Annotated in this window: 22 protein-coding genes; 9 read left to right on the top strand and 13 right to left on the bottom strand. The window is 73.9% G+C overall.

Annotated elements, in window-relative coordinates; all coding sequences use genetic code 11:
* Positions 1-420 precede the first annotated feature (420 nt).
* Positions 421-1,014 (bottom strand): DNA mismatch repair protein MutL, encoded by a 594-nt coding sequence (locus AB0J72_RS47650; RefSeq protein ID WP_363412425.1) that lies wholly within the window; start codon positions 1,012-1,014, stop codon positions 421-423.
* Positions 1,015-1,073: 59 nt separating this feature from the next.
* On the opposite strand from AB0J72_RS47650, the gene AB0J72_RS47645 reads away from it, so the two are divergent.
* Both AB0J72_RS47645 and AB0J72_RS47640 read left to right on the top strand, forming a co-directional pair.
* Complete coding sequence (locus AB0J72_RS47645; protein ID WP_363412423.1) at positions 1,074-1,787, top strand: response regulator transcription factor; 714 nt, start codon at positions 1,074-1,076, stop codon at positions 1,785-1,787.
* Positions 1,784-3,103, top strand: a complete 1,320-nt coding sequence (locus tag AB0J72_RS47640) for a HAMP domain-containing sensor histidine kinase (protein ID WP_363412421.1) — start codon at positions 1,784-1,786, stop codon at positions 3,101-3,103. The genes AB0J72_RS47645 and AB0J72_RS47640 overlap by 4 nt, the downstream gene beginning before the upstream one ends.
* A 34-nt stretch (positions 3,104-3,137) precedes the next feature.
* On the opposite strand, the gene AB0J72_RS47635 is transcribed toward AB0J72_RS47640, so the two are convergent.
* The 6 genes from AB0J72_RS47635 to AB0J72_RS47610 form a co-directional block, all read right to left on the bottom strand.
* Positions 3,138-4,616: a protein kinase gene (locus tag AB0J72_RS47635; RefSeq protein ID WP_363412419.1), complete on the bottom strand. Its 1,479-nt coding sequence runs from the start codon at positions 4,614-4,616 to the stop codon at positions 3,138-3,140.
* 60 nt (positions 4,617-4,676) lie between these two features.
* On the bottom strand, positions 4,677-5,210 hold the full coding sequence (locus AB0J72_RS47630) for a TetR/AcrR family transcriptional regulator (protein ID WP_363412433.1): 534 nt from the start codon (positions 5,208-5,210) through the stop codon (positions 4,677-4,679).
* Positions 5,211-5,285: 75 nt separating this feature from the next.
* Positions 5,286-7,433 carry a YhgE/Pip domain-containing protein gene (locus AB0J72_RS47625; protein ID WP_363412417.1) on the bottom strand — a complete coding sequence of 716 codons (2,148 nt, stop codon included), beginning with the start codon at positions 7,431-7,433 and terminating at the stop codon, positions 5,286-5,288.
* A 169-nt stretch (positions 7,434-7,602) separates the two neighbouring features.
* Complete coding sequence (locus AB0J72_RS47620; RefSeq protein WP_363412415.1) at positions 7,603-8,175, bottom strand: ABC transporter ATP-binding protein; 573 nt, start codon at positions 8,173-8,175, stop codon at positions 7,603-7,605.
* A 79-nt stretch (positions 8,176-8,254) separates the two neighbouring features.
* The gene (locus AB0J72_RS47615; RefSeq protein WP_363412413.1) at positions 8,255-9,880 is read right to left on the bottom strand and encodes a methyl-accepting chemotaxis protein; all 1,626 of its coding nucleotides are present in this window, start codon (positions 9,878-9,880) and stop codon (positions 8,255-8,257) included.
* A gap of 65 nt (positions 9,881-9,945) precedes the next feature.
* Complete coding sequence (locus AB0J72_RS47610; RefSeq protein WP_363412411.1) at positions 9,946-10,932, bottom strand: LysR substrate-binding domain-containing protein; 987 nt, start codon at positions 10,930-10,932, stop codon at positions 9,946-9,948.
* Positions 10,933-11,003: 71 nt separating this feature from the next.
* On the opposite strand from AB0J72_RS47610, the gene AB0J72_RS47605 reads away from it, so the two are divergent.
* Complete coding sequence (locus AB0J72_RS47605; protein ID WP_363412409.1) at positions 11,004-12,212, top strand: MFS transporter; 1,209 nt, start codon at positions 11,004-11,006, stop codon at positions 12,210-12,212.
* A 182-nt stretch (positions 12,213-12,394) separates the two neighbouring features.
* Here AB0J72_RS47605 and AB0J72_RS47600 read toward each other — a convergent pair whose 3' ends face one another.
* From AB0J72_RS47600 to AB0J72_RS47585, 4 genes are all read right to left on the bottom strand, one after another.
* Positions 12,395-12,976 carry a DUF305 domain-containing protein gene (locus AB0J72_RS47600; protein ID WP_363412407.1) on the bottom strand — a complete coding sequence of 194 codons (582 nt, stop codon included), beginning with the start codon at positions 12,974-12,976 and terminating at the stop codon, positions 12,395-12,397.
* Positions 12,977-13,591: 615 nt separating this feature from the next.
* The gene (locus AB0J72_RS47595; protein ID WP_363412405.1) at positions 13,592-14,494 is read right to left on the bottom strand and encodes an aminoglycoside phosphotransferase family protein; all 903 of its coding nucleotides are present in this window, start codon (positions 14,492-14,494) and stop codon (positions 13,592-13,594) included.
* Positions 14,491-15,534: a LacI family DNA-binding transcriptional regulator gene (locus AB0J72_RS47590; protein ID WP_363412403.1), complete on the bottom strand. Its 1,044-nt coding sequence runs from the start codon at positions 15,532-15,534 to the stop codon at positions 14,491-14,493. Before AB0J72_RS47590 ends, AB0J72_RS47595 begins: the two co-directional genes overlap by 4 nt.
* A 115-nt stretch (positions 15,535-15,649) precedes the next feature.
* A complete protein-coding gene (locus AB0J72_RS47585; RefSeq protein WP_363412401.1) occupies positions 15,650-19,117 on the bottom strand; it encodes a discoidin domain-containing protein in 3,468 nt (1,155 codons plus the stop codon).
* 254 nt (positions 19,118-19,371) lie between these two features.
* Here AB0J72_RS47585 and AB0J72_RS47580 point away from each other — a divergent pair, with 254 nt between their 5' ends.
* The gene (locus AB0J72_RS47580) at positions 19,372-20,775 is read left to right on the top strand and encodes a GH1 family beta-glucosidase (RefSeq protein ID WP_363412399.1); all 1,404 of its coding nucleotides are present in this window, start codon (positions 19,372-19,374) and stop codon (positions 20,773-20,775) included.
* 52 nt (positions 20,776-20,827) lie between these two features.
* On the opposite strand, the gene AB0J72_RS47575 is transcribed toward AB0J72_RS47580, so the two are convergent.
* A complete protein-coding gene (locus AB0J72_RS47575) occupies positions 20,828-21,274 on the bottom strand; it encodes a response regulator (RefSeq protein ID WP_363412397.1) in 447 nt (148 codons plus the stop codon).
* 94 nt (positions 21,275-21,368) lie between these two features.
* On the opposite strand from AB0J72_RS47575, the gene AB0J72_RS47570 reads away from it, so the two are divergent.
* The 5 genes from AB0J72_RS47570 to AB0J72_RS47550 all read left to right on the top strand — a co-directional run bounded on the left by AB0J72_RS47570 (position 21,369) and on the right by AB0J72_RS47550 (position 23,504).
* Positions 21,369-21,707 carry an STAS domain-containing protein gene (locus tag AB0J72_RS47570; RefSeq protein ID WP_363412395.1) on the top strand — a complete coding sequence of 113 codons (339 nt, stop codon included), beginning with the start codon at positions 21,369-21,371 and terminating at the stop codon, positions 21,705-21,707.
* Positions 21,708-21,741: 34 nt separating this feature from the next.
* Positions 21,742-22,632 carry a zf-HC2 domain-containing protein gene (locus AB0J72_RS47565; protein WP_363412393.1) on the top strand — a complete coding sequence of 297 codons (891 nt, stop codon included), beginning with the start codon at positions 21,742-21,744 and terminating at the stop codon, positions 22,630-22,632.
* Between the two features lie 143 nt (positions 22,633-22,775).
* Entirely contained in the window at positions 22,776-23,021 is a 246-nt protein-coding gene (locus tag AB0J72_RS47560; RefSeq protein WP_363412391.1) for a hypothetical protein, read from the top strand.
* A gap of 61 nt (positions 23,022-23,082) precedes the next feature.
* On the top strand, positions 23,083-23,370 hold the full coding sequence (locus AB0J72_RS47555; RefSeq protein WP_363412389.1) for a hypothetical protein: 288 nt from the start codon (positions 23,083-23,085) through the stop codon (positions 23,368-23,370).
* An 8-nt stretch (positions 23,371-23,378) separates the two neighbouring features.
* Positions 23,379-23,504, top strand: coding sequence for a DUF4865 family protein (locus tag AB0J72_RS47550; RefSeq protein WP_363412387.1), 126 nt, complete (start codon positions 23,379-23,381; stop codon positions 23,502-23,504).
* A gap of 19 nt (positions 23,505-23,523) precedes the next feature.
* Here the strand turns inward: AB0J72_RS47550 and AB0J72_RS47545 are convergent, their stop codons facing one another.
* The gene (locus AB0J72_RS47545) at positions 23,524-23,973 is read right to left on the bottom strand and encodes a DUF309 domain-containing protein (RefSeq protein WP_360560861.1); all 450 of its coding nucleotides are present in this window, start codon (positions 23,971-23,973) and stop codon (positions 23,524-23,526) included.
* Between the last annotated feature and the right edge of the window lie 28 nt (positions 23,974-24,001).

Here is a 24,001-nt window from a genome sequence, read left to right as displayed (position 1 = left end):
GGGGGGGGGCCGCCCCCGGCCGACGGCGCCGCGGCGCTGAACGCAGCCGCGGTGTGGTCTGCGGGGTGCTGGCGCATCCCCGGCAGACCCGTGGACACGACGCCCCCGCCGCGGGCCCGGTGGGCGAGCGGCGGCATGGTGGCGGGTGGCGGTCCCGCGACCGTCCGGGCGGTGGTCACGCATCGACGGTAAGCGCCCGGACCTGCGGAGAGCATTAGACGAACTTTAAGATTTGCCCTGATCGCTCCGACGTTTTCCGGGGCCGCCGATAACAGTTTTCCGGCAGATCACGCACCGAAGTGGTTGGTCTGCCCGTTGTGGTCGCCGACCTGGACGCCGCTGGAGTTCGTGATGGTGACATCGATCATGACAACCTCCCGGGAAACGTCACCGCCTGTGTAGCACGCCCGGTCGAGGCGGTCAGGTCCCGATGCGGGTGACGGTGCCGTGCGGGGCGCCCTGCCACCACATCGCGTCGACGAGGTAGGCGGCGTCGCCACCGGCGGAGATGAACTGCACGACCAGCCGGCTCGGCTCGGTCTGCCCGCGCGACACGGAGTACCCGTCGCGGGGCGTGGCCGTGACGACGGAGACGGCACCGTCGCGGATGCGGATGACCGCGTCGCCGCCCTCGGACCGGAACGAGCGCAGGTACGTGTCGACGCCGTCGGAACCGGTCGTCACGGTCCAGCCGTCGACGACGCGGGCGGGGGCGGCGGTGGTGACCTTCGCGGTCGGGGTGGCGGCCGCGGACGTGCGCGGCACCGCCGAGGTCGGCGCCTGCGGCGTGGTCCCGGCGGCCGCCGGCGGGGACACCGGCGTGGTGAGCGGCGGCAGGCCGGGCTGCGGGATCAGGTCGCCCGGCCCGCGCGCCTCGGCGGCCGGCACGGGCAGCGAGTCGGACGGCACGGCCGTGCGCAGCACGGGACGCAGCGCCAGCGACGCGACGCCGATACTCGCCGTGGTCGCCAGGCACCACAGCAGCACCGGCACCGCCGCACGTCTGACCCGCACCGGCAGATCTTCTCACCCACCCCGCTCCACATGGCAAACCCGGCGGTTACCGTGTTGCCATGCCGCTGATCCTGCTCGTCGAGGACGACGTCGCCGTCTCCGGCGCCCTGTCCAGGGCGTTGACCGACGCCGGTCACGTGGTGCGCCCGGTCGGCAACGCCGGGTCCGCGCTGCGGGTCATCGCGACCAACCCGCCCGACCTGGTCATCCTCGACCTCGGGCTGCCGGACATGGACGGGCTCGACGTGCTGCGGATGCTGCGCGGCATCTCCAACGCGCCGGTCATCGTCGCCACCGCCCGGCGCTCGGAGCGCGACATCATCCGGCTGCTCGACGCCGGCGCCGACGACTACGTGACGAAGCCGTTCTCCAGCGCCCAGATGTCGGCGCGGATCAACGCGGTCCTGCGTCGCGGGCAGGGCACCCCCGGCCCCGCCGCCGTGCCGGCCGGTGTGACGATCGGCGCGCTGCACGTCAACCCGCAGCAGCGGTTCGCGTCCATCGGCGGCCAGCCGCTGCAGCTGACGAAGAAGGAGTTCGATCTGCTGGCGTACCTCGCCCAGCGGTCCGGCCGGGTGGTGAGCCGGCGGGAGCTGCTGACCGAGGTGTGGCAGCGGCCCGACAGCTCCGGCGAGGACCAGACGATCGACGTGCACGTGTCCTGGCTGCGCCGCAAGCTCGGCGAGAGCGCGACCCAGCCGCGGTATCTGCGCACGTTCCGTGGGGTCGGGGTCATGCTCGTCGACCCGGACCAGGCACCCGCACAGCCATGAGAAACGCGCTCATGCGCCTCTCGTTCGCGATCACCTCGATGATCGCGCTGGCCTTCCTGGTGCCCCTCGCCTACGTCACGAAGGAGATCGCCCACGACCGCGCCCTGGCCGAGGCCCGCTACCAGGCCGACGCGATGGTCGCCGCCCTCGCCTCCACGTCCGGCAACGGGTCCGGCGCCCTCGACCGCGCCGTCGCCACGGTGCCGGCGGGGCAGAGCGGCCGGCTCGCCGTGCACCTGCTCGGGGAGCCGACGGTCGGCACCAGCCACGCCGCCACTGCCGAGGTGGACCGCGCCGCCACGCAGGGCAGGTCGCTCACCGTCGACGCGCCCGGCGGCGTCGCCTACCTCCAGACGGTCGTGCTGGACGGCGACCGGACCGCGGTCGTCGAGGTGTACGTGTCCGACGCCGACCTCAGCCGCGGTGTCGGCGCCGCCTGGCTGGCCCTCGCCGGCCTCGCGGTCGTCCTCATCGGCGGCTCGATCCTGGTCGCGGACCGGCTCGGCGCGCAGATCGTGCGCTCCACGAAGCGCCTCGCGGACGGCGCCCGGGCCTTCGGCGACGGCGACCTGCACGCCCGCGTCGAGCCGGACGGCCCGCCGGAGCTGCGGGACGCGGCGCGCAGCTTCAACCGCATGGCGGACCAGATGGTCGCCTTCGCCGACGCCGAACGCGAGCTCGCCGCCGACCTCTCCCACCGCCTCCGCACCCCGCTGACGGCGCTGCGCCTGGACGCCGACGCGATGCCGCCGGGCCCGATCGGCGAGCGCATGCGCCAGGCGTTCGACGCCCTCGACGACGAGATCGAGCAGATCATCACGACCGCCCGCCGGTCCGCCGCCGACCGCGTGCCCGAGAGCACCGACCTGGTCGAGGTCGTCGCCGACCGCCTCGCGTTCTGGTCGGTGCTCGCCGAGGACCAGCAGCGCCCGTGGCGGGTCGTCGGCGGCCAGGAGCCCGTGTGGGTGCCGGTCGCCGAGTCCGACCTGGTCTCCGCGGTCGACTGCATGCTCGGCAACGTCTTCCAGCACACGCCGGAAGGCACCGGCTTCGAGGTCCACGTCTCCCCGCGCGGCCTCATCGTCGACGACGCCGGCCCCGGCATCGCCGACCCCGCGCGCGCCCTGCGCCGGGGCTCCAGCGGCGCCGGCTCCACCGGGCTGGGCCTGGACATCGTCCGCCGCGTCGCGGAGACCGCCGGCGGCCGCCTCGTCGTCGAGCGCAGCCCGCTCCGCGGGGCCCGCATCGCGGTCGTCCTGGAGCCGGTCGCCCTCACGACCCCGCCGCCCCGCCCCCAGCGCCGCGTCGTCCGCTGACGCACCATCGGCGGACCGGGCCGCGGTGAGCGCCTCAGTCGTTCTGGTCGCCGGGCGGTGGCAGGCTCGCCGCGAGCCGGTCCAGGCTGGCGAGCACGGCGGTGTACCCGGCCTGCTGCGTCTTGCCGTCCTTGCGCTGCTCGCCGAGCTTCCTGCGTAGCTCGGCGACCTTGTCCGCCGCCTTCTCCTCGTCGCCCTTGGTGATGTACCGCTCGATCTCGTCGAGCCGCTTGTTCAGCTCCCGCGCCGAGTCGGCGGAGAGCTGCCCGGCCCCCGCCTGCTCGCTGACGGTGGCGCGCGCCGCGGCGAGCGCGTCACCGGGCAAGGTCGGGGACGGGGCAGCGCTGGTCGGCACGGCAGCGGACGTCGGGGGCGCGGCGGCCGCCGCCGAGCTCGTCGGGCCGGCACCTGACGACGGCGAGCCGTCGCGTCCGGCCATGATCGCGGCCGTGATGGCGACGACCGCCACGAGGACGACGACCGCGGCGAGCGCGACACCGATCGGTCCGATCCCGGTGCGGCGGCCCGCGGGAGCCATCTCCGCGGCCGGCGTCACCGGCATCGACTGGGTCGGCGCGACGACTGCCGCGGTGGCCCGGACCGGCTGCCGCGCGGCGGGGACGGCGGCGGTGGGAACGGTCGGGAAGGCCGCGGTGGCGGCCGGTGCCGTGCCGTCACCGAGGTGCTGCAGCAGGGCCCGGGCCTGCGCCGCCGTCGCCGGTCGGTCGTCCGGTCGCTTGGCCAGCAGCCGCGCGAGGATCCCGTCCGCCCGCGGCGGCAGGCCGGGCCGGACCGTGGAGGCCGGAACGACCGGCTGGTTGACGTGCTGCCAGGCGATCCGCATCGGCGTCTCGCCGGCGAACGGTGGCTGCCCGGTCAGCATCGTGTACACCACGCACCCGAGCGCGTACACGTCGCTGCGGGCGTCGACGGGCTCGCCGGTGATCTGTTCGGGCGCCATGTACGCGGTGGTCCCGAGCACCTGCGCCGACGCGGTGAGTTCGGCCTGCCCGGCGCCGGTGACGCGGGCGATGCCGAAGTCGCAGACCTTCACCCGGTCGGTGCCGGCGCCGGTGAAGAGGATGTTGGCCGGCTTGACGTCCCGGTGGATCACCCCGGCGGTGTGCGCGGCCTCGAGCGCGTCGCAGACCTGCACCGCGACGGCGGCGGCAGTGGCGGGCGGCAGCGGGCCGGCGGTGAGCCGGTCGGCGAGGCTCCCGCCCTCCACCAGCTCCATCACCAGGAACGACACCGCACCGCCGAAGTGCGCGTCGGTGTCGGCGCCGACGTCGTGGATCGCGACGATGTTCGGGTGCGACAGCTGGGCGACGGTGCGCGCCTCCCGGTCGAACCGCTCCCGCGCCATCCGGTCCGCCGCCCCGGCCTCGGGCAGGACCTTGACCGCCACCGAACGGCCCAGCCGGCGGTCGAATCCCAGCCACACCTCGGCCATGCCGCCCCGGCCCAGCACCCGCCGAAGCTCATACCGACCGCCCAGAACAACCGAGACCACGGCATACCCTGACACAACCCGGCCCGCCCCGCACAGTCGGCGCCGGACCGCCGGACGGCGTCACACGCCCACCCGGGCCCGGATCACGGTGATCAGCGCCTCCTGGACGTCGGCCAGGGAGCGGTCGGGCTCGAAGACGAGCCAGTCGACGGCGACGACGAGGCAGACGCCGAACAGCGCCGCCGCCGCCATCCGGACGTCCAGCGCGGCGTCGAAGTGACCCTCGTCGACGCCGCGGCGCAGGGCTCCGGCGATGACGTCGACGGCCTCGCCGCGCAGGAGCTGCAGCGTCTGGTGCCACTCGCGGTTGGTGCGCCACATCTCCGAGAGCAGCAGCTGCGCGAAGGAGCGGTGCCGCTCGATGTACGCCAGCTCCGCCCGGATCAGCGCCAGGACCGCCTCGGGCGGGGACACACCCGCGACGGCGGCCCGGAAGTCGGCGGTGAGCAGGCCGACGCCGTGCCGCAGCAGCTCCTCGAAGAGGGCGTTCTTCGAGGGGAAGTTGTAGTAGACGGTGCCCTTGGCGACGCCGGCGCGCAGGGCGATGTCGTCGACGGTCGTGGCGGAGAAGCCGTGCTCGGCGATGAGCTCCATCGCCGCCTCGTACAGCCGCTGCCGGGTGTCGGTGCGCCGCCTGGTCCGGCCGTCCTCCGCCACGAACGAAACCCCCTACATCACGAGATCCGGGTGCAGCTTGGACGTCGTCAGGCGGCGGCCGCGCCACGCCGCCAGGGTCGTCAGCGCGAACGCCGCGGCGGCGAACCCGGCCAGGACCAAGGCCCCCGTGACGACCGTACCGCCCGGGCCGCCGTTGACGAGATGCCGGACCCCCGACACGACGTACGTCATCGGCAGGAACGGATGGATCGCCTGCAGCACACCGGGGGTCGTCTCGATCGGGTACGTGCCGCCGGACGACGTGAGCTGCAGCATCAGCACCGCGAGGGCGACGAGCCGGCCGGCCGCGCCGAGCCGGGCGCCCAACCACTGCACGATCGCGGTGAACGCGACCGCCGTCAGGCACAGGAACCCGTACATGGCCAGCGGGTGCGCGGGGTGCAGGCCGAGCGCGAACCGCACCACCAGGAACAGCGCGGTCGCCTGGGCGACGCCGACGGCCAGGCCCGGCAGCCAGCCGGCCAGGGCCGCGCGGTGGGCGGGCGCGCCCGACACGAGGTGCCGGCGGGTCAGGGGACGCAGCACCATGTAGCTGATCATGGCGCCGACCCAGAGGGCGAGGCCGAGGAAGTACGGCGCGAACCCGGCCCCGTACGTCGCGGACGGGTGCTCGGTGGAGCGGTCCAGCGCGACGGGGTCGCCGAGGACGCCGGCCCGCTCGGCGCGGGTGTCCGGGTCGTAGCCGGGGATCTTCGCCGCGCCGTCGGACAGGCCGCGGGCGAGCCGGCTGGCGCCGTCGGACAGCTCGCCGAGGCCGCCGGCGAGGCGGCGCCCACCGTCGGAGAGGGCGCCGAGGCCGTCGTCGAGCTGCTGGGCGCCGGTGGAGAGCCGGAAGATTCCGCCGGACAGGTCGCGGGCGCCGTCGCGGGCCTCGCCGGTGCCGGCGTGCAGTTGGGCCGCGCCGCCGGCGAGCCGGTCGAGGCCGTCGGCGAGCTGGTCGACCTGGGCGCGGGCGGCGGCGACGTCGTCGGCGAGGTGCGGGGCGGCGGCCGCGACCTGCCGGGCGAGCTTCGACGCGCGGTCCAGGTCGGCGCGGACCGCGCCGAGGTCGCCGGTCTCGAGGCGGGTCTCCACGGAGCGGGCCGCGGTGACGGCGGCGTCCGCGGCGGTGACGGCCGTCTTGTATTCGGCGGTGCCGGCGATCTGCGGGTACCGCGACCCGAGCGTGTCCAGGGCGGCGCGGGTCGCGGTCGCCCGCTCCGTCGCGGTCCGGGCGAGGGCGGGCAGCGCGTCGAGGTGTTCGCGGAGCAGGTCGGCGCCGTCGGCGATGCTGGTCGCGGCGGCCTCGATGAGGGCGGCGTTGTCGCGCAGCACCGGCTCGACCGCGTCGGCGGCGGCGCCGACCTTGGTGGCGAGCAGGCGTCCACCGGCGGCGGCCTGGGCGGTGCCGTCGGCGAGCTGCGCGGCGCCCTGGTCGAGGGCGACGAGCCCGTCGTACAGCCGCTGCGAGCCCTTCGTCGCCTCGTCGAGTCCGGCGGCGAGGTCCCCGGCGCCGCCGGCGGCCCGGTCGAGGCCGCTCACCAGCGAGCCGGCACCGGCACCGGCCTGGGTGGCGCCGGCCGAGAGCTGCCCGGCGGCGTCGGCGGCCTGGGCGGTCTGCGACTTGAGGTCGGTGAAGCCGATCAGCATCCGGTCGAAGTAGCCGCCGGCGACGGACGCGGCGGCGCTGGCGCGGACCTCGGTGAAGACGCTGCGCGACAGCTGCCCGGTGAGGTAGTTGGTGGCGTCGTCGTTGACCACGAGCAGCCGGCCGCCGGTCGGGTCGCGGTCCGGGTCCGGCGGCGTGACCAGGGAGGCGGAGAAGTCCGCCGGGATCTCGAAGACGAGCTGGAACCGCCCGTCGGCGAGCCCCTTGCGGGCCGCGGCCTCGGTGGTCTGCTGCCAGCCGAAGACGTCCCGGCGCAGCAGCTTCGCGGTGAGGTCGTCGCCGGCGTGCACGGTGCTGCCGTCGGCGGCGGTCGCGGGCCGGTCCGCGTTGACGACGGCGACCGGGATGTGGCGCATGTTGCCGTACGGGTCCCAGAACGCCCACAGGTACAGCGCCCCGTACAGCAGCGGGATCAGCGCCAGCACGACCAGCGCCGCCACGGTGATCGGCGCGCGGGTGAACCGCCGCAACTCGAACCGAGCCAGCCTCATGCCGTCACCTCCGCTACGCTCCGGCGCCGGCCTGAGGAAACCTGCCCCCATGATGAGCGGCCCGAGACGCTCCGCTGGCCGCTCACGCCGTCACCTCCGCTGCGCTCCGGCGCCGGCCTGAGCCCAACCTGCCCCCATGATGAGCGGCCCGAGACGCTCCGCTGGCCGCTCATCGCTGCCCGTCCAGCTCGAACACGCGGCCGGTGCCGGCCTCGCGGGCGGCGGCGATGACGGCGATCCCGTCGGCGGTGAGGGCGTCGAGGGCCTCGTCCAGCAGCGCGCGCTCCTCGGCGGACAACCCGCTGTCGACGTCGTCGACCACGACCGCGGCGGGGCCGGCGACCCTGGCCAGGGTGAGGCCGAGCCGGTGCCGGCCGAGGACGTCGAGGTCACGGCCCAGCGTGCCGGGGTCCAGCGCCGGGTCGATGGCGACCGGGCGCCGCCTCCTGAAGGGACCGTCGAGCAGCAGCCGGCGCTCCTCGACGTGCTCGGCGACGGTCAGCGCGGGCTCCGGCTCGTGCACGCCGGGGACGTGCGCCAGGGCGACGACGCCGTCCCGCCGGACGGTGCCGGCGCTGGTCCTGAAGCAGCCGGCGAGGGCGAGCAGCAGCGACGTGCGGCCGCTGCCGGCCGGGCCGGTGACGGTGACCCGCTCCCCCGCCTCGACGTCGAGGTCGACGTCGCGGAACACCCACCCGCGCCGGGTCCGGGCGCCGAGCCCGCGCGCTTCCACCACGCTCATGGCGGCCTCCTGACTTTAGACTGACCAGTCAGTCTAAAAACATTGGCGCGCGACGACGCAAATGGATGTGCCGGAGGTCTCAGACGCGGAAGCCGGCCACGAGGGCCCGGACCTCGTGCGACATGCGGGCGAGCTCCGCCGAGGTGCGCTGCGACTCGGCCACGCCCTCGGTCGTGACCTGGGCGGCGGCGGCGACCGAGCCGATGCTGGAGGCGATCTCGGTGATGCCGCCGGCCGCCTCGGCGACCCCGCGGTTCATCTCGCCGGTGGTCGCGGTCTGCTGCTCGACCGCGGACGCGATGGTCAGCTGGTAGTCGTTGATCTTCGCGATGATCTCGCCGATGCCGCGGATCGCGGTGACCGCGGTGTCGGTGTCGGCCTGGATGCCGGCGACGCGGCGGGAGATGTCCTCGGTGGCCCGGGCCGTCTCCTGGGCGAGCTCCTTGACCTCGGTCGCCACGACGGCAAAGCCCTTGCCGGCCTCCCCGGCGCGGGCCGCCTCGATCGTCGCGTTCAGGGCCAGGAGGTTGGTCTGCTCCGCGATCGACGTGATCGTCTTGACGACGTTGCCGATCTCCTGCGACGACTCGCCGAGCTTCGACACGGTGGCGTCGGTCGCCTGCGCCGCCGACACGGCCTCACCGACGACGAGGGCGGCCTCGTTGGCGTTCTGCGAGATCCCCCGGATCGACAGGCTCATCTCCTCCGAGCCCACCGACACGGCGTGCACGTTGCGGGTCACCTCGTCGGCGGCGCTCGCCACGACGGCGACCTGGTCGCTGGTCTGCGCGGCGCTCGCCGCGATCTGGGTGCTGGCCCCCGACAGCTGCTCGGCCGCGGCCGCGAGGGACGACGAGGTCCGCCCCAGCGTCCGCACCGCCGCGCCCATGCTCTGGGTCGCCCGGTTGAGCGCGCCCGCCATCGCGCCGACCTCGTCGCGGGTGTCGAGGTCGAGCCGGCCGGTGAGGTCGCCGTCGGCCATCCGCGCCAGCACCCCGCCGACGAGGCGGATCGGCCCGACGATCCGGCGCACCGTGACCCAGCCGAGGGCCGCGGCGATCAGGCAGCCCGCGACGAGGCAGGCGACGATGACGCCGCGGCTGCTGGAGTACTGGTCCGCGTTGCGCTTCGCGGCCGCCGCCGCGGAGGTCCGCTCGTAGGCGGCGAGCCCGTCGAGGGCCCTGTTGGCGGCGTCGACCAGGGGTGCGGCCGTGCCCTGGTACACCTGCTCGTACACGGCGGCATCGCTGGCGGCTGCCGCCTGGACGAGCTGCTCGTCGCGGACCTTGCGCAGGCCGGCGACGGCCTGCCGCAGCGCGGTGAGCAGCTGCTCCTGCGGGCCGCTCACGCCGAGCGCCTGGTAGGCGTCGATGCCGTCCTGCAGCGCCTTCGCCGCGCCGAGGGCCCGCTGGCGCTGCGCCTCGGTGGCCGCCGGCGTCGTGGCGATCGCCATCATCGCCAGGCTGTTGATCTCGTCGTCGAGCGCGCCCTGCGCGGTGTTGAGCATGCTGGTCGGCAGCAGGTTGTCGCGGTAGATCGCGGTGGCGTTGGCGTTGGCGGTGCCCAGCGCGGCCAGCCCGGCCCAGGCGACCAGGCCGCCGGCGAGGAGCGCGACGGCCAGCGCCGCGGTGATCTTCACCCCGATCCGGATGTCGCCGAACCACTGGATCGGCCCGCCCGCGCGGCGGGGCGTCGTGTCCGTCATGGCACCTCATCGCAGAGAACCCGTTTGCCGTCCGTTCGGCCCGCGGCGCACCCACCTGAGCGAATTCAACGCTCGAGACGGTGGGCGTCGACCATGTCCAGCAGCGCGCGGACCGCGGCGCTCGGACCGCGCGCGGAGGCCGTCGCCACCCCGAACGTCCAGCGCAGCCCCGCCCCGGTGACCGGCAGCGTCACCAGCCCGGCACCGGACCCCACCGCGAAGCGCGGGATGAGCGCCACCCCGAGGCCGTTGCGCACGTAGTCGGCGACGGTGGCGATGTCGGCGACCTCCAGCGCCACCCGCCGCTGCAGGCCCGCGGCGGCGAAGCCCCGGTCGACCTCGGTCCGGTTGCCGTAGCCGGGCGGCGAGTCCACGAACGGCTCGTCGACAAGATCCGCGAGGCTCACGGAAGCCCTGCCGGTAGGGGCCGCGGAAGCCGTACCGGCGAGGCCTGCGGAAGCCGTGCCGGTGGGGGCCGCGGAAGCCGTGCCGGCGGGGTCTGCCGCAGCCCGGACGGCGAGCCTGTGCCCGGCCGGCAGCACCGCGACGATCGGCTCGGCGACGAGGACCCGCACCGACAGGCCCGCCGGCGGGCGCCCGGCCAGCGACACGAACGCGACGTCGAGCTCCCCGTCCAGCAGCGCCCGGGCCAGCCCCGCCGAGCCGGTCGGCGCCGCCCGCATCCGCAGGTCGACGCCCGGGTGCTCGGCGCGGAACTGGCCGAGCAGCCCCGGCAGGTCGACGAAGCCGACCGAGATCAGGGTGCCGATGCGCACCGTGCCGCGCAGCCCGCCGCGGACCTCGTCGACGGCGTCCCGGGCGGCCTGGGCCGCGTCGATCGTCGCCCGGGCGGCGGGCAGCAGCGCCGTGCCGGCGTCGGTCAGCGCGACGCGCTGCGACGTGCGCTCGAACAGCGGCGTGCCGAGCTCCCGCTCCAGCGCCCGGATCGCGGCGGACACCCCGGACTGCACCACCCGCAGCCGCTGGGCCGCGCGGGAGAAGTTGCGCTCCTCGGCGACGGTCACGAAGTACACCAGATGCCGCAGCTCCATCACCGATGATGATAGCTGCGAGCACGAACATTCGTCGCAGGTGCTCGACCTGCCGCGGCACAGTCGTGCCCATGACCAGTGTGCTGACCCGCCCCGCCCGATCGGCTCCGGCGGCTCCGTCGACGTCCCGCCACGAGCGGGGGTTCTGGACCGTCGCGGTGGCGTTCGCGGTGTCCCTGGCGTTCACCGTCGTGCCGACCCCGCTGTGGGCGATCTACCAGCGGCACGACGGCTACTCGACGATCGACGTCACGGTCGCGTTCGCCGCGTACGCGTTCGGCGTCATCGTCAGCCTGTTCCTCGCCGGTCACCTGTCGGACCTGTGGGGCCGGCGCCGGGTCCTGCTGCCGGCGATCCTGCTCGAGGCGGCGGCCGCCGCGCTGTTCCTGACCTCGACGTCGCTCGGCGTGGTCGTCGCCGCCCGTGTCCTGTCCGGGCTCGGCGTCGGCATGCTCACCGCGACCGCCACCGCGCACCTGTCCGAGCTGCACGCCGCCGCCCGCCCGTCCGCCGGCCGGGCCCGGGCCGACCTGGTCGCGACCGTGGCGAACCTCGGCGGCTTCGCGGCCGGCCCGCTGCTGGCCGGCCTGCTCGCCCAGTTCGGCCCCGCGCCGCTGCGCACCTCCTACGCAGTCTTCCTGGTGCTCCTGCTCGCGGCGGCGGCCGTGGTCGCCCGCGTCCCGGAGACGGTCCCCGTGGCGCCGCGCCCGCGCCGGTACCGCCCGCAGCGGATCTCTCCCCGCTACCTCGCCGCCGGCGGTGGCGCGTTCGCGGCGCTGTCGGTGCTGGGCCTGTTCACCTCGCTGGCGCCGGCCTTCGTCGCGGGCACCCTGCACCACCCCTCGCGGGCCCTCGCCGGCCTGGTCGCGGCGATGGTGTTCGCCAGCGGCGCCGCCACGCAGATCCTGCTGCGCCGCGAGCCGGTGCGCCGGCAGGTCGCCGGCGGCGTGGCGCTCATGGCCGCCGGCCTGCTCACGGTGACCGCCGGCGTGTGGGCGGCGAGCCTGCCGGTGTTCCTGCTCGGCGGCGCGGTCGCCGGCGGCGGCGCGGGCGCGCTGCTCAAGGGCGCGGTCTCCACGGTCGTCGACCTGGCGTCCCCGGCCACCCGCGGCGAGGCCCTCGCAGCGGTGTTCCTCGGCGGCTACCTCGGGCTCGCCGTGCCCGTCCTCGGCCTCGGCGTGGCGACGCAGTTCCTGCCGGCGAGGGTGGCGCTGCTGGGCTTCGCCGCGGTGACCGTCCTGGTCACTGCCCTGGCGGGCAGCCGCCTGCTGCGCCGCTGAACCGCCGCCACGGTGTCCGCGACCCGGAAGAGCCGCACAACGTCTTCCGGATCACGGCGACGCGGTTCCTGCCGGCGAGGATGGCACTGCTGGGCCTCGCCGGTGGACGTCCTGGTCACCGCGCTCGCCGGCGGCCGCCTGCTACGCCGCTGAGCCGGAGGAGCCGCACAGCGCCTTCCGGATCACGGGGCGCCGGGCAGCTGGGTCAGGCCGGCCGTCCTGGACGCCTCCACCTGCCTGGCGAGGTCCTTGACGGCGGCGCTGGTGCCGTTGGTGATCTCGGAGCGGGCCAGGTTCGCCAGCTGATCCAGGTGCTCCCGCAGGCACGCGGTGACCTTCCGGTCGAACTCGGCGCCGCCGGCCCCGCCGATCGCGGCCAGGCTGTCGGCGTCGACGAGGCCCGGCATCTTGTGCCCGGCGTGCGGGTTGGTCTCGTCCAGCCCGGCGCCGTGGCGCAGCGTCTTCAGCTGCTGGATCTCGCCGGTGTACCGGCTGCGCAGCTCACCGGCCAGCTGGACCAGCCGCTGGTCGGCGCCGCGCTCCTTCGCGAGGTCGAGGACCGGCAGCAGCTGCTCGTCCATCGGGATCATCAGCTGCACCCACGCGATGTCGGTGCCGCCGAAGTCGGTCGTGGCCGGCGCGCTGGCCGGCGCGGCCGGCGGCCGCTCGACCGGGTCGCTCGCGCACGCGGACCCGAGGGCCAGGACGGGGGCAAGGAGGAGGGCGGGCAGGGCGGCGAGCTTCGTGGCGGGGCGGGGTGGCACGGCCGGGCTCCCTTCGTCGGGGACCGATCCCGCGGCCGCGGCGGTCAGGGCGCCCAGAGCCCGGAGCGACCGGCCGCGACCGCGGGATCGATGCAACGGGACGGCGGCTCGCGCGGTCGTCCCGCCGGCGGCGACCCCAACCCGGTCGCCGTCGGTGACGTGCTGGCGGACCCTCCGACCGGCCTGAACGGCACGGCCCGGACGGCGCACCTGGCCGGCACCGGTGGGCGCGGCGCGGGCCGGGAAACGGCACCGCGGGCCCGTCGGACGATCTTCGAGCAGCCCCCGCCTGGACGACCAACCCGAACAGCCTGTCCTACGGCGTCGGTCAGGTGACCCAGCCAACCCCCGTCGATCCGTTCAGATCGTGTGGCCGGCCACCTCGGCGCTGCTCCCCGCCGGCACCCGACCCGGCTGGAGAGCGCTCTCCGTAAAGGAAGTTTCCCGCTGGTACCGGACGGTGTCAACAGCTTGCGGCGGGTTGACGAAGAAGATCCGAACGGGCAGAATCGAACCGTCTCGGAGAGCGCTCTCCAAGCGGTGGACTGCCTGCCTGTCACGCCCTTCCGGCAGCTCCCGGCGCGCGTCACTGACCAGAGTCGTGGCGCGCCCCGGTTACCGCCCGTCCGGGAGCAGCACCTGGTCCAGCGCGTGCGCGCCGATCGCCGCCATGGCCGGGTTGTCGGCGGAGCTCGCCGCGATGGCTGAGCCGATGCTCAGCGCCCAGCCCCGCGCCCGCCGCCAGGTCGCGTCGTCCGTCGCGTCCTCGAGGGGCGCCAGCGTGGCGTAGGTCTCCCGGAACACGGCCCGGCCGGCGGCGTCGAACACCATCCAGGCGGCGGCGAGGTCGGTGGCGGGGTCGCCGGAGGTCAGGTCGCCGAAGTCAATGAGCGCGGCGAGCCGGCCGTCGTCGCCGGCAAGCAGGTTCGCCGGGTGCGGGTCGGCGTGCAGCCACACCGGCGGGCCCGTCCACGGCGGCGCGTCCAGGGCCTCCTCCCAGGCCGCCGCGAGCCCGGCCGGGAAGCCGCCGCCGGCGAGGCGTTCCCGCACGGGTTCGGTCCGGTCGCTCAGCGGCACGCCGCGGAAGGCGTTCGGCGGCGCGTCCGCGGGCGCGGGGACGTGCAGCGCGGCGAAGGTGTGGGCGAGGTCCGCGGCGAACGTGACCCGCTCCGGCACGGGCACCGTGGTGGCGGGGTGGCCGGGCAGCCACGGGTTGATGCTCCACGGCCACGGATACGAGCCGGCCGGCTCCCCCACCGCCGCCGGGACGGGGACCGGCACCGGCAGCCGCGGTGCCAGGCGCGGCAGCCAGCGCTGCTCGTTGACCAGCAGCGGCACCGCGACGGCGCGCCGCGGCAGCCGCACCGACCAGGTCGCGCCGAGCCGGTAGACGGCGTTGTCCCAGCCGTTGGCGACCAGTCGCAGCGGGCCGTCGAAGTCCGGGTGCTGTGTGCGTACCAACGCCGCCACCAACGACTCGGAGACCGCCACCTCAGCGGCGGGAGTGCCGGCCGTCATGCGGACTGGCGGACGACGAGCTTCGGGTCGAAGATGACCGACTCGACGCGCAGCGACGGGTCGTCGATGCGGGCGAGGACCAGCCGGGCGCTCTCCGCCGCCATGTCCTCCAGGGGGTGCCGGACGGTGGTGAGCTGCGGCCGGGCGTCCAGCGCGGCGCTGCTGTCGTCGAAGCCGACGACCGCCACGTCGTCGGGGACCCGCAGCTCGCGGCCGCGCAGCGCCATGACGGCCGCCTGGGCCATGACGTCGTTGGCGACGAACACGCCGTCCAGCTCGGGCTGCTGGTCGAGCAGCTCCAGCAGGGCGGTCTCCCCGGACTCGTAGGTGAAGCCGCCCTCGACGGTGGGGAACCAGGCGTGCCCGTGCCGGGCGAGGGCCTGCCGGAAGCCGGTGAGCCGGTCCTGGCTGGCGGGGACGTGCGCCGGGCCGGTGATCATGCCGAGGCGGGTGCAGCCGCGGCCGATGAGGTGCTCGGCGGCCAGGACGCCGCCGGCGTCGTTGGCGAGGTCCACGTAGCTGATCGGCACCGGCTGGGCGGGGCGGCCGACGAGGGCCGCGGCGATGCCGGCCTCGTAGAGCTGGCGGGGCAGCGTGTCGTCGGGGTGCAGCGACAGCACGACCGCGCCATCGGCCTGGCCCTGCCCGAGGTCGCCGACGAGCCGGCCGCGGGCCTCGTCGGTGCCGACGATCTGCAGCGCGAGCTGGACGCCCCGGGGGCGCAGGACCGACATGACGCCGCCGACGATCCGGCCGAAGAACGGGTCGGCGAAGAACCGGCGCATGAACGGGTCGTCGTCGTGGCTGACCGAGTCGGAGACGACGAGGGCGACGGTCCCGCTGCGGCGGGTGACGAGCGACCGGGCCGCGCGGTTGGGCACGTAGCCGGTGGCGTCGACGGCCTGCCACACGATCTCGTGCAGCTTCGGGTCGACGTTGCGAACACCGTTGATGACGCGCGAGACCGTCGCCCGGGAGACGCCGGCGGCTTCCGCGACGTCTTCAAGGGTGGGCTTGCGGGCCGAACGTGGATCGCTCATGGCCGGTTTTATAGCACGGAGCATGGAGAGCGCTCTCCACTACATAGCATGAAATTCGCTGAAAAATACAGACGAAAGGGCGGGCGGCAGACGCCGCCCGCCCGAATCGCGTGACTTACCGGTACACGCCGAACTCCCAGAGCGAGTACCCGTAGGTGGTGGCCCGAGCGGTGCCGTTCATGCGCACGTAGCGGGCGTTGCCGTTGACGTTGATCTCGTCGAAGCCGCCGTTGCCGGTGGTCGTCGAGTAGATCGTCGTCCAGTTGTTGTTGTCGTCGGACGTCTGGATCTGGTAGCCGGTCGCGTACGCCGCCTCCCAGGCCAGGAAGACCTTGTTGAAGGTCTGCTTGCTGCCCAGGTCGACCGTGCACCACGCGGTGGCGACCCACTCCGACGCCCAGCGGGTGCCGTAGTTGTTGTCGGTCGCGTAGGACGGCAGCTGCGGGCCGTTGGTGCCGGTCGGCTGGTAGGTCGACGCGGTCACGGTCTTGCCCTGGGCGATGTTGGTGCCGGCGATGACCGGCGGGACCACCTTGAACGACTTCGTCTCGATGCCCACGTTGCCCTGGCCGTCGAACGCGTAGACGTACACCTTCCACACGCCGAGGGTCTCCGGAGCGGTCACCGTGAAGGTGGAGCCGTTCTGGGTGAAGTTGACGTTGCGGAAGCCGGTGTTCCCGGTTATGTGCTTGTCGCTGATCATCACGTTGTACCGGATGGTGTCGTTGTTCGGGTCGGTCGCGGCGACGTTCACGGTGAACGTGCCACCGGCCGGCACGGCGGTCTGGTTGCCGACCGTCATGCTGGTGATCTCCGGCGCCGTGTTGGCCAGCGGGGTGCCGGTGTACGCCTGCTTCAGCGCGCCGTACCCGAGCCGGCGCCAGCCGCCGCCGTAGGTGTTGAGCCAGACGCCACCGAAGTCGTTCTCCAGGCCGTAGTGGAACTCGGTCGCGCCGAGCGCCACGCCGGGGTGCCCCTTGATCGCGTTCCAGCTGGCCGTGTAGCCCGCCCGCTTCTGCAGGTCGGTCGGCTCGCTCGGCACGCCGTTGACGTCGTTCGGGACCTCCCACTCACCGGACGGGCCGGCCTCGGTGACCACGTACGGCTTGGTGTAGCCGCCGGCGATCCAGTCCGGCTTGATGTTGTTGATCGCGCCGTAGGAGTTGACCGCGAGCAGGTCCAGCGCCGGGGAGTTGTTCTTGTAGTACGGCCACGCGCCGGTGTACGCGTCGGTCGAGGTGACCGGGTGGTTCGGGTCGGCGGCGTGGATCGCGACCGCCAGCTCGTTGACGAACTTCGCGTACGCCACGCGGCGGGCCTCGACCGTCGCGGCGTCCAGGCCGTGGTCCTGCATCGTGAGGATGACCTCGTTGCCGACGTCCCACATCAGCACGCCCGGGTTGTTCTTGAGCGCGTTGACCCGGTTCACGACCTCGGTCTTGGTGGCGTTCTTGTACGCGGTGTCGTTGACGTAGTCGGCGCCCTGGTTGAGCCAGTGCCCGACGATCACCTTGATGCCCTGCTGCGCGGCCCGGTTGAGCAGGGTCGGGGTGTTCGCGTCGTCCACGCCCCAGGTGCGGATCGTGTTGACGCCCATGTTCTTCAGGTCCCGCATGTAACCGTCGGCGGCGGCCTGCGGCGGGCCGTAGGTGAGGCCCTTGACCTCGTACGGCTGGCCGTTGACCTGCAGCTGCCAGTTGCCCTGCGAGCCGGTGACCTTGACGACGCTCGGGCCGGCCGGGGTCGCCGGGTCGGTCATCGCGGCCGGCACGGTGCCGGTCTGCTTGGACACGGAGACGGAGTCCACGGACAGCACGCCGCCGGAGGTGGTGTCCGGGGTCGGGGTGGTGAAGCCGGCGATCGCGTTGGGCAGCGAGCCGCCGATGGACAGGTCGAGGCGCAGGTAGAAGCCGTGGTTGACGGCCGCGTTCCACGCGGTGACGCCGACCTGGCTCTTGCGCACGATCCAGGACTGCTTGCCGTCGAGGTAGAAGCGGATCTCCTCGTCGGTCTTGGTCCGGTCGATGACCTGGGTGTACTCGTGGTAGCCGGTCTGGCAGCCGGTGCAGCTGGCCAGGCCCGAGGTGCGGCCGTTGTACTCGCCGCACGGCCCGTCGGGGGCGGTGCCGCAGTGCAGGGTCTGCGACAGCTGGCTGCGGCCGTTGACGTCCATCATGATGTCGGTCTCGCCGACGGACGGCCAGTTGGTGTAGTTGCCGCGGTAGGCGGCGCCGGTCGCCCGGAACGCCGGCCAGTAGCCGGCCGCGTTGGCGACGTCGGGCTGCTTGAGCACGGCGGTGAACTTGACCTGCTCGCCGGCCGCGGCCTGGAAGTCGGTCCGCTGGGTCTCCAGGCGGCCCGAGGTCCACGCGCCGCCGCCGTCGCGGATCGCCTTGATGTTCAGCTTGCCGGCGCCGTCGAGGTACACGTTGGCGGTGGAGGCGCTGGCGGTCTCGACCTCGCCGGTGCCCCAGTTCGCGGCGCCGCCGGGGAACTGGGTGCCGGTGCGCAGCAGCCAGTTGGCCGCGTTGGGCGAGGTGTTGGCGGCACCGTCGAAGTTGTCGCTCCACACCGGGGTCCAGTTGGGGTCCTGCGACGGCGGGGTGCTCGGCGACGGGCTGGTGCTGGTCGGCGGGGTGGTCGTGGTGCCGCCGCCGGTGGAGATCTTGAACTCCCACAGCGAGTACCCGTAGCCGCCGGGGCGGGCGGTGCCGTACATCCGCACGTACCGGCCGGCGCCGGTCACCGGGATCGTCTGGGTGCCGCCGGTGCCGGTGCTGGTGGTGTAGACGTCGGTCCAGCTGGTGGCGTTGTCGGAGACCTGGATCTGGAAGGCCTTGGCGTAGGCGCCCTCCCACTGCAGCACGACCTGGCAGATGTTCTGCTTGCTGCCGAGGTCGACCTGCAGCCACTGCGGGTCGCTGAACTGGCTGCTCCAGCGCGTGCCGGCGTCACCGTCGACCGCGGCGGAGGCCGGGGTGCCGGCGCCCTCGACGCTGGAGGCGGTGGCGGTCTTGCCCTGCGCGGCGTTGGTCCCGGTGTCGCACGTGCCCGGGTTGGTGGTGCCGTCCAGGGAGCCGTACACCTTGAACTCGTACAGCGAGTAGCCGTAGCCGGTGCCGCGCTCGGTGCCGCTCATGCGGACGTACCGGCCGGTGCCGGAGACGTTGAGCGTCTGCGTGCCGCCGGCGCCCGTCGTCGTGGTGTAGATGTCGGTCCAGGTGCTGTCGTTCGCCGACGTCTGGATCTTGAACGACTTGCCGTAGGCGCCTTCCCACTGCAGCACGACCTGGCTGATGGTGGCGGTGCCGCCGAGGTCGATGCGGATCCACTGCGGGTCGCTCCACTGGCTGCTCCAGCGGGTGCCGGCGTTGCCGTCGTTGACGAAGCTGGCGGCCACGTCGGGAGCCTGGTCCGACGACGACGTGACGGGCTTGCCCTGCGAGATCAGGCTGTCCGCGGCGCGCGCGAAGGGCGCGACCACGACAGCGATGGCTGCGACGACGGCGGCCACCAGAATGATGCGCCATCGCGAACTGAGCAGTCTCCGCCAGGCGGGGGCGGAAGCGTGTGCCGGATGCACGTGAGCTCCTTGCTGAGGGGTGTGGAGGCGCGGCGGGCGGTTTGGAGAGCGCTCTCCGATAGGTCGCAGTGTTGCCCCGTGGTTTCCCGCGTGTCAAGAGTGGCGGACTTCTTTGCGAGCAATTTGCCCGTTTTGCGAAGAAGCGCGCCACGCCGCACCTTGACACCCGCACACGCGACGTCGCAGTCTGGTCACACGGCTTGGAGAGCGCTCTCCAAGCCTCCAACTTGTCGCACGGGGAAGTGGTGGTGGGTGTGAGCACGACAGCGGTGCGGACCGCGACAGAGGTCCTGACGTTCCCGTCGAACTTCTGGTGGGGCGCGGCGACCGCCGCCTACCAGATCGAGGGCTCCGTGGACGCCGACGGCCGCACCCCGTCGATCTGGGACACCTTCGCCGCCCAGCCGGGCCGCATCGACAACGGCGACACCGGCGCCCGCACCACCGGGCACTACGAGCGCTACCGCGGCGACGTCGCGCTGATGAAGGACCTCGGGCTGTCCGCGTACCGGTTCTCGATCGCGTGGCCGCGGATCCGCCCGGCCGGCGGGTCCGGCGTCAACGAGGCCGGCCTCGGCTTCTACGACCGGCTCGTCGACGAGCTGCTCGCCGCCGGCGTCCAGCCGGCCGCGACGCTGTACCACTGGGACCTGCCGCAGGAGCTGGAGGACGCCGGCGGCTGGACCAACCGGGACACCGCGCTGCGCTTCGGCGACTACGCGGCGGCCGTCGCCGCGCGGCTCGGCGACCGGGTCGCGCTGTGGAACACGCTGAACGAGCCGTGGTGCTCGGCGTTCCTCGGGTACGGCACCGGCGGGCACGCGCCGGGCCGGCGAGGACACCTCAACGCGCTGGTCGCCACGCACCACCTGCTGCTGGCGCACGGCCTGGGGGTCGCGGCGCTACGGTCGGCGGGGGTCACCGGGCAGGTGTCGGTGGCGCTGAACGCCGGCGCGGTCCGCCCCTTCACCGACGCCCCGGCCGACGTGGACGCCGCGCGGCGCATCGACGGCCTGCTGAACCGCATCTTCTTCGACCCGATCCTGCGCGGCGCGTACCCCACGGACACCATCGCCGACATCGCGGACATCACCGACATGTCGTACGTGCGGCCCGGGGACCTGGAGGTCGTGTCGCAGCCGGTCGACGCGGTGTGCGTCAACTACTACCAGCCGGACCTGGTCAGCGCCGCCACCGACGGGACGCTCGACGAGGGCACGCCCTACCCGACGGCGCAGCACGTCCGCTTCCACCCGACGCCGGGCCCGGTCACGCACATGGGCTGGTCCGTCGACCCGACCGGCCTGCGCGACCTGCTCCTGCGGATCCGCCGCGACTACGGCGACCGCCCGATCTACGTGACGGAGAACGGCGCCGCCTACGACGACCGCCGCACCGCCGACGGCGCGGTCCACGACCCTGAGCGCATCGCCTACCTGCGCGGCCACCTCGCCGCCGTCCACGAGGCCATCACCGCCGGCGTCGACCTGCGCGGCTACTTCGCGTGGTCCCTGCTGGACAACTTCGAGTGGGCGTTCGGCTTCAGCCGCCGGTTCGGCCTCATCCACGTCGACTACGACACGCTCGCCCGCACCGTGAAGTCCTCGGGCCGCTGGCTCGCCGAGTCCATCACCCGCAACGCCATCGACGCCCCCTGACCCCGCCTCCGTGAATACCTCGTGCGGTCATCGGCGCGCGAGGTATTCCGGATCAGGCGGTCGCGTTGCGGCGGACGCTGATGTAGAACGTCTCGATCCGGCGCACGACGTGCATCAGGCTGGCGAAGTCGACGGGCTTGGCGATGTACGTGTCGACCCGCAGCTCGTGGCTGCGCAGGAAGTCCTCCTCCGCGCGGGAGCTGGTCAGCACCACGACGGGGATGTCGTTGAGCGCCGGGTCGGCGTGGATCGCGGCCAGCACCGTGCGGCCGTCGACGCCCGGCAGGTTGAGGTCCAGCAGCACGATGTCGGGGCGGGGCGCCGTCGCATAGGCACCCTCGCGGCGCAGGAACCGCAGCGCGTCGGCGCCGTCGGCGCAGACCGTCAGCCGGTTGGAGACCTTGTGGTCGGCGAACGCCTCGCGCGTGATGAGCACGTCGCCCGGGTCGTCCTCCACGAGCAGGATCTCGATCGGCACGCCGGCGGGCGAGTCGTCCACGGGTCCTCCCAACAGCATGTTCCGGCCCAACGATATCGTCCGGCGCAAGACCGGCTACCGTCATACCGCCACTCAACGATGCGGAGATTGCCTGATGACGTTCCCGATCTCGACGTTCGATGGGCACACCGTGGTCCGGGCGGACGGCGAACTCGACGTCAGCACCGCGCCGCGGCTGCGCCAGGCGATCACGACCGCGCTCGACGAGGGCTCCGGCACGGTGATCGTCGACCTGACGACCGTCACGTTCATGGACTCCACCACCCTCGGCGTGCTGATCGGCGCCCACAACCGGGTCCGCGAGAGCGCCTCCGGCTCGCTGCGCCTGGTCTGCCCCGAGGAACGGATCCGCCGGGTCTTCCGGATCACCGGCCTGGACAACGTCTTCCCGCTCTTCGACACCGTCACGGACGCGGTGAACGCCGCCGAATGACCTGCGGGGCGCCTCCGTCTGGCACCATCGGGGCGTGGAACGTTGCGCTGCCTTCCGCGAGGCGCTGTCGGCCCGCCTCGACGGCGAGGACGAGCCGATCGACGCCGCCCTCACCGACGCGCACCTGCGCCGCTGCGCCGACTGCCGGGCCTGGCACGCCGACGCGGTGACAGCCACCCGGCTCTTCCGGGTCCAGCAGGTGCCCGCGCAGCCGGCCGGCGTGGACGACCTCCTCGCCGCCCTCGACGCCCACGGAGTGCTTCCGGCGGCCGATGTACCCCCTGCGCCTGCCTCCGGGACTGCCTCTGGGCTCCGTCGGCGGCTCGCTTCTCGGATTCGTGGCCGGATCGGCCGGGCCCACGTCGTCCTGGCGCTGCGCGTGCTGCTCGGGGGCTTCGGGGCGGCCCAGTTCATGCTCGGCATCGCCCAGGTGACGACCGCCGCCACCGCCTCCGACCTGCACGGTGACGGCGCGGGCCACCTGTGGCACGAGTCGGCCGCCTGGAACGTCGCGATCGGCGCCGGCTTCGGCTGGATCGCCAGCCGCCGCGGCCGCCCCGCCGGCGCGCTGCCGATGCTGACGGCGTTCGTCGGGCTGCTCGCGCTGCTCAGCGTCAACGACCTGCTCGCCGGCCGGGTCGAGACGGAGCGGCTGCTGAGCCACGCGTTCGTCCTGGCGGGGTACGCGATCGTGATCGCCCTGACCCGCCCCGCCCTCGACCCGGGCTTCTTCGACGGCGGCTCCTCGACCTCGGGCCCTGTCGACTCTTCGGGCGGCTCTTCCGGCGGCCCCGGCGGCGCTTCCGGCGGCCCCGGCGGCGCTTCCGGCGGCCCCGGCGCTCGTGGCGGCGCCGCGCCGCGGCGGCCGTTGCGGATCGTGCCCGGGCAGGCGACCGCACACGTCACCGACCGCGAAGCCGCCTGACGCCACCTGGCACTCACCTCGCGCCACTCGCGGCGCCTGACGCCCATCCGACGCGTGTCGAGGCTCACCGCCCATCCAGCTGTGATGATCTTTCTGAATCGATACAGTAGACGTCAGAGAGACCAGACCAGAGGAGAAGCCAGATGCCCGCACAGACCACGGCCAGCCGCGTCCGCAACGCCGTAACCAGCCGCTTCGAGGCCCGCCGCGCACGCAGGGCCCTCGCCCGGGAGATCGCCGCCTACCGCACGCCCGCCGAGCGCCTCGAGCTCGACCTGATCCTCGGCCGCCACACCGCCGACGAGACCCGCGAGATCGACGAGATCCTCCGCGCCCAGGCCGCCGCCGAGCGCTCGACCTTCCAAGCCCTCCCGATCGACCGCACCTAACGCCACCACGAGCGGGAGCGGCACCACGCCGCTCCCGCTCAATGCCTACCTGCGCCGCGACGTGCTCCTCGGCTGTCCCGTCGGCCGCCTCACCCAAAACCCGGACGTCCTCGCCGACCCGACCCTGCACGCCCCGGTCGCCGAGACGTTCGACTGGCTGTGCGCCGAGCTGCCCGCCGTCCTCGCCGAGGGAATCGCCGCCGTCGAGCTCTCCCCGGCCCTGCACTCCGACGACACCGCCGCCACCCTCCAGGGCGGCTACGTCCTGGCCCGGGCGGCCGGCTCCAGAGACCCGTTCGACCGCGCCGTCCAGGGCGCCCTGTCCCTCCTGAAGGCGGCGACCCCCTGATGCAGGCCATGCAGTACGAGCTGACGCTGCCCGCCGACCACGACATGCGGATCATCCGCACCCGCGTCCGCCTGGCCGGCGAGCGCTATGAGGTCCTGCACCTGTCGGCGCCGGAGCCGGCCGCGGCGCGCTGACGGCGGGCCATCGCGGCGCTCACCGCAGGCGCGGCGCCGGGGCGTCGGGTGGGACGGTGCCGGCGACGACGCCGCGGGCCCAGGCGACGAGGCCGGGCGCGTCGATGCCGTGCGGGACGGGCATCTGGGCCTCGATGCGGTCGGCGGCGCGGGTCAGCAGGCGGTGGCCGCCGGTGGGGTTTCCGCGGTACAGGTGCGTCAGGCCGACGGCGAGCTGCGCCAGCCCGCGCCACAGCTCACGATCCTCGGCGGGGGCGCTCTTCCAGGCGGCCTCGAGGACCTCGTGGGCGTGGAACGGGCGGCCCGCGTCGAGCAGCTCCTGCGCCAGGGTCAGCGCGGCGTCGGGGGTGGCGTCGACGTCGTCGGGCATCGTCGGGATGCCCTGCGCGCCGCGCGGAAGGGGGCGGCCGAGGCCGTCGCGGGGGCGGGCGCTGCGGGCCCGGCCGGCATCGTCGCGATCACGATCCATATCCACCAACGTAGTGGTGCATGATGGA

Origin of the sequence: Dactylosporangium sp. NPDC049742 (genome assembly GCF_040674675.1) — a bacterium.
Lineage (GTDB): Bacteria > Actinomycetota > Actinomycetes > Mycobacteriales > Micromonosporaceae > Dactylosporangium > Dactylosporangium maewongense.
Note: the sequence above shows the minus strand (reverse complement) of the source record. Positions and strands in the feature narration are given on the sequence as shown.

Coding starts and splice junctions, on each gene's coding strand:
- AB0J72_RS47645 (WP_363412423.1), top strand. CDS start 1,074: ATGCCGCTGATCCTGCTCGTCGAGGACGACGTCGCCGTCTCCGGCGCC.
- AB0J72_RS47640 (WP_363412421.1), top strand. CDS start 1,784: ATGAGAAACGCGCTCATGCGCCTCTCGTTCGCGATCACCTCGATGATC.
- AB0J72_RS47630 (WP_363412433.1), bottom strand. CDS start 5,210: ATGGAGCTCATCGCCGAGCACGGCTTCTCCGCCACGACCGTCGACGAC.
- AB0J72_RS47625 (WP_363412417.1), bottom strand. CDS start 7,433: ATGAGGCTGGCTCGGTTCGAGTTGCGGCGGTTCACCCGCGCGCCGATC.
- AB0J72_RS47620 (WP_363412415.1), bottom strand. CDS start 8,175: ATGAGCGTGGTGGAAGCGCGCGGGCTCGGCGCCCGGACCCGGCGCGGG.
- AB0J72_RS47615 (WP_363412413.1), bottom strand. CDS start 9,880: ATGACGGACACGACGCCCCGCCGCGCGGGCGGGCCGATCCAGTGGTTC.
- AB0J72_RS47610 (WP_363412411.1), bottom strand. CDS start 10,932: ATGGAGCTGCGGCATCTGGTGTACTTCGTGACCGTCGCCGAGGAGCGC.
- AB0J72_RS47605 (WP_363412409.1), top strand. CDS start 11,004: ATGACCAGTGTGCTGACCCGCCCCGCCCGATCGGCTCCGGCGGCTCCG.
- AB0J72_RS47595 (WP_363412405.1), bottom strand. CDS start 14,494: ATGACGGCCGGCACTCCCGCCGCTGAGGTGGCGGTCTCCGAGTCGTTG.
- AB0J72_RS47590 (WP_363412403.1), bottom strand. CDS start 15,534: ATGAGCGATCCACGTTCGGCCCGCAAGCCCACCCTTGAAGACGTCGCG.
- AB0J72_RS47570 (WP_363412395.1), top strand. CDS start 21,369: ATGACGTTCCCGATCTCGACGTTCGATGGGCACACCGTGGTCCGGGCG.
- AB0J72_RS47560 (WP_363412391.1), top strand. CDS start 22,776: ATGCCCGCACAGACCACGGCCAGCCGCGTCCGCAACGCCGTAACCAGC.
- AB0J72_RS47550 (WP_363412387.1), top strand. CDS start 23,379: ATGCAGTACGAGCTGACGCTGCCCGCCGACCACGACATGCGGATCATC.
- AB0J72_RS47545 (WP_360560861.1), bottom strand. CDS start 23,973: ATGGATCGTGATCGCGACGATGCCGGCCGGGCCCGCAGCGCCCGCCCC.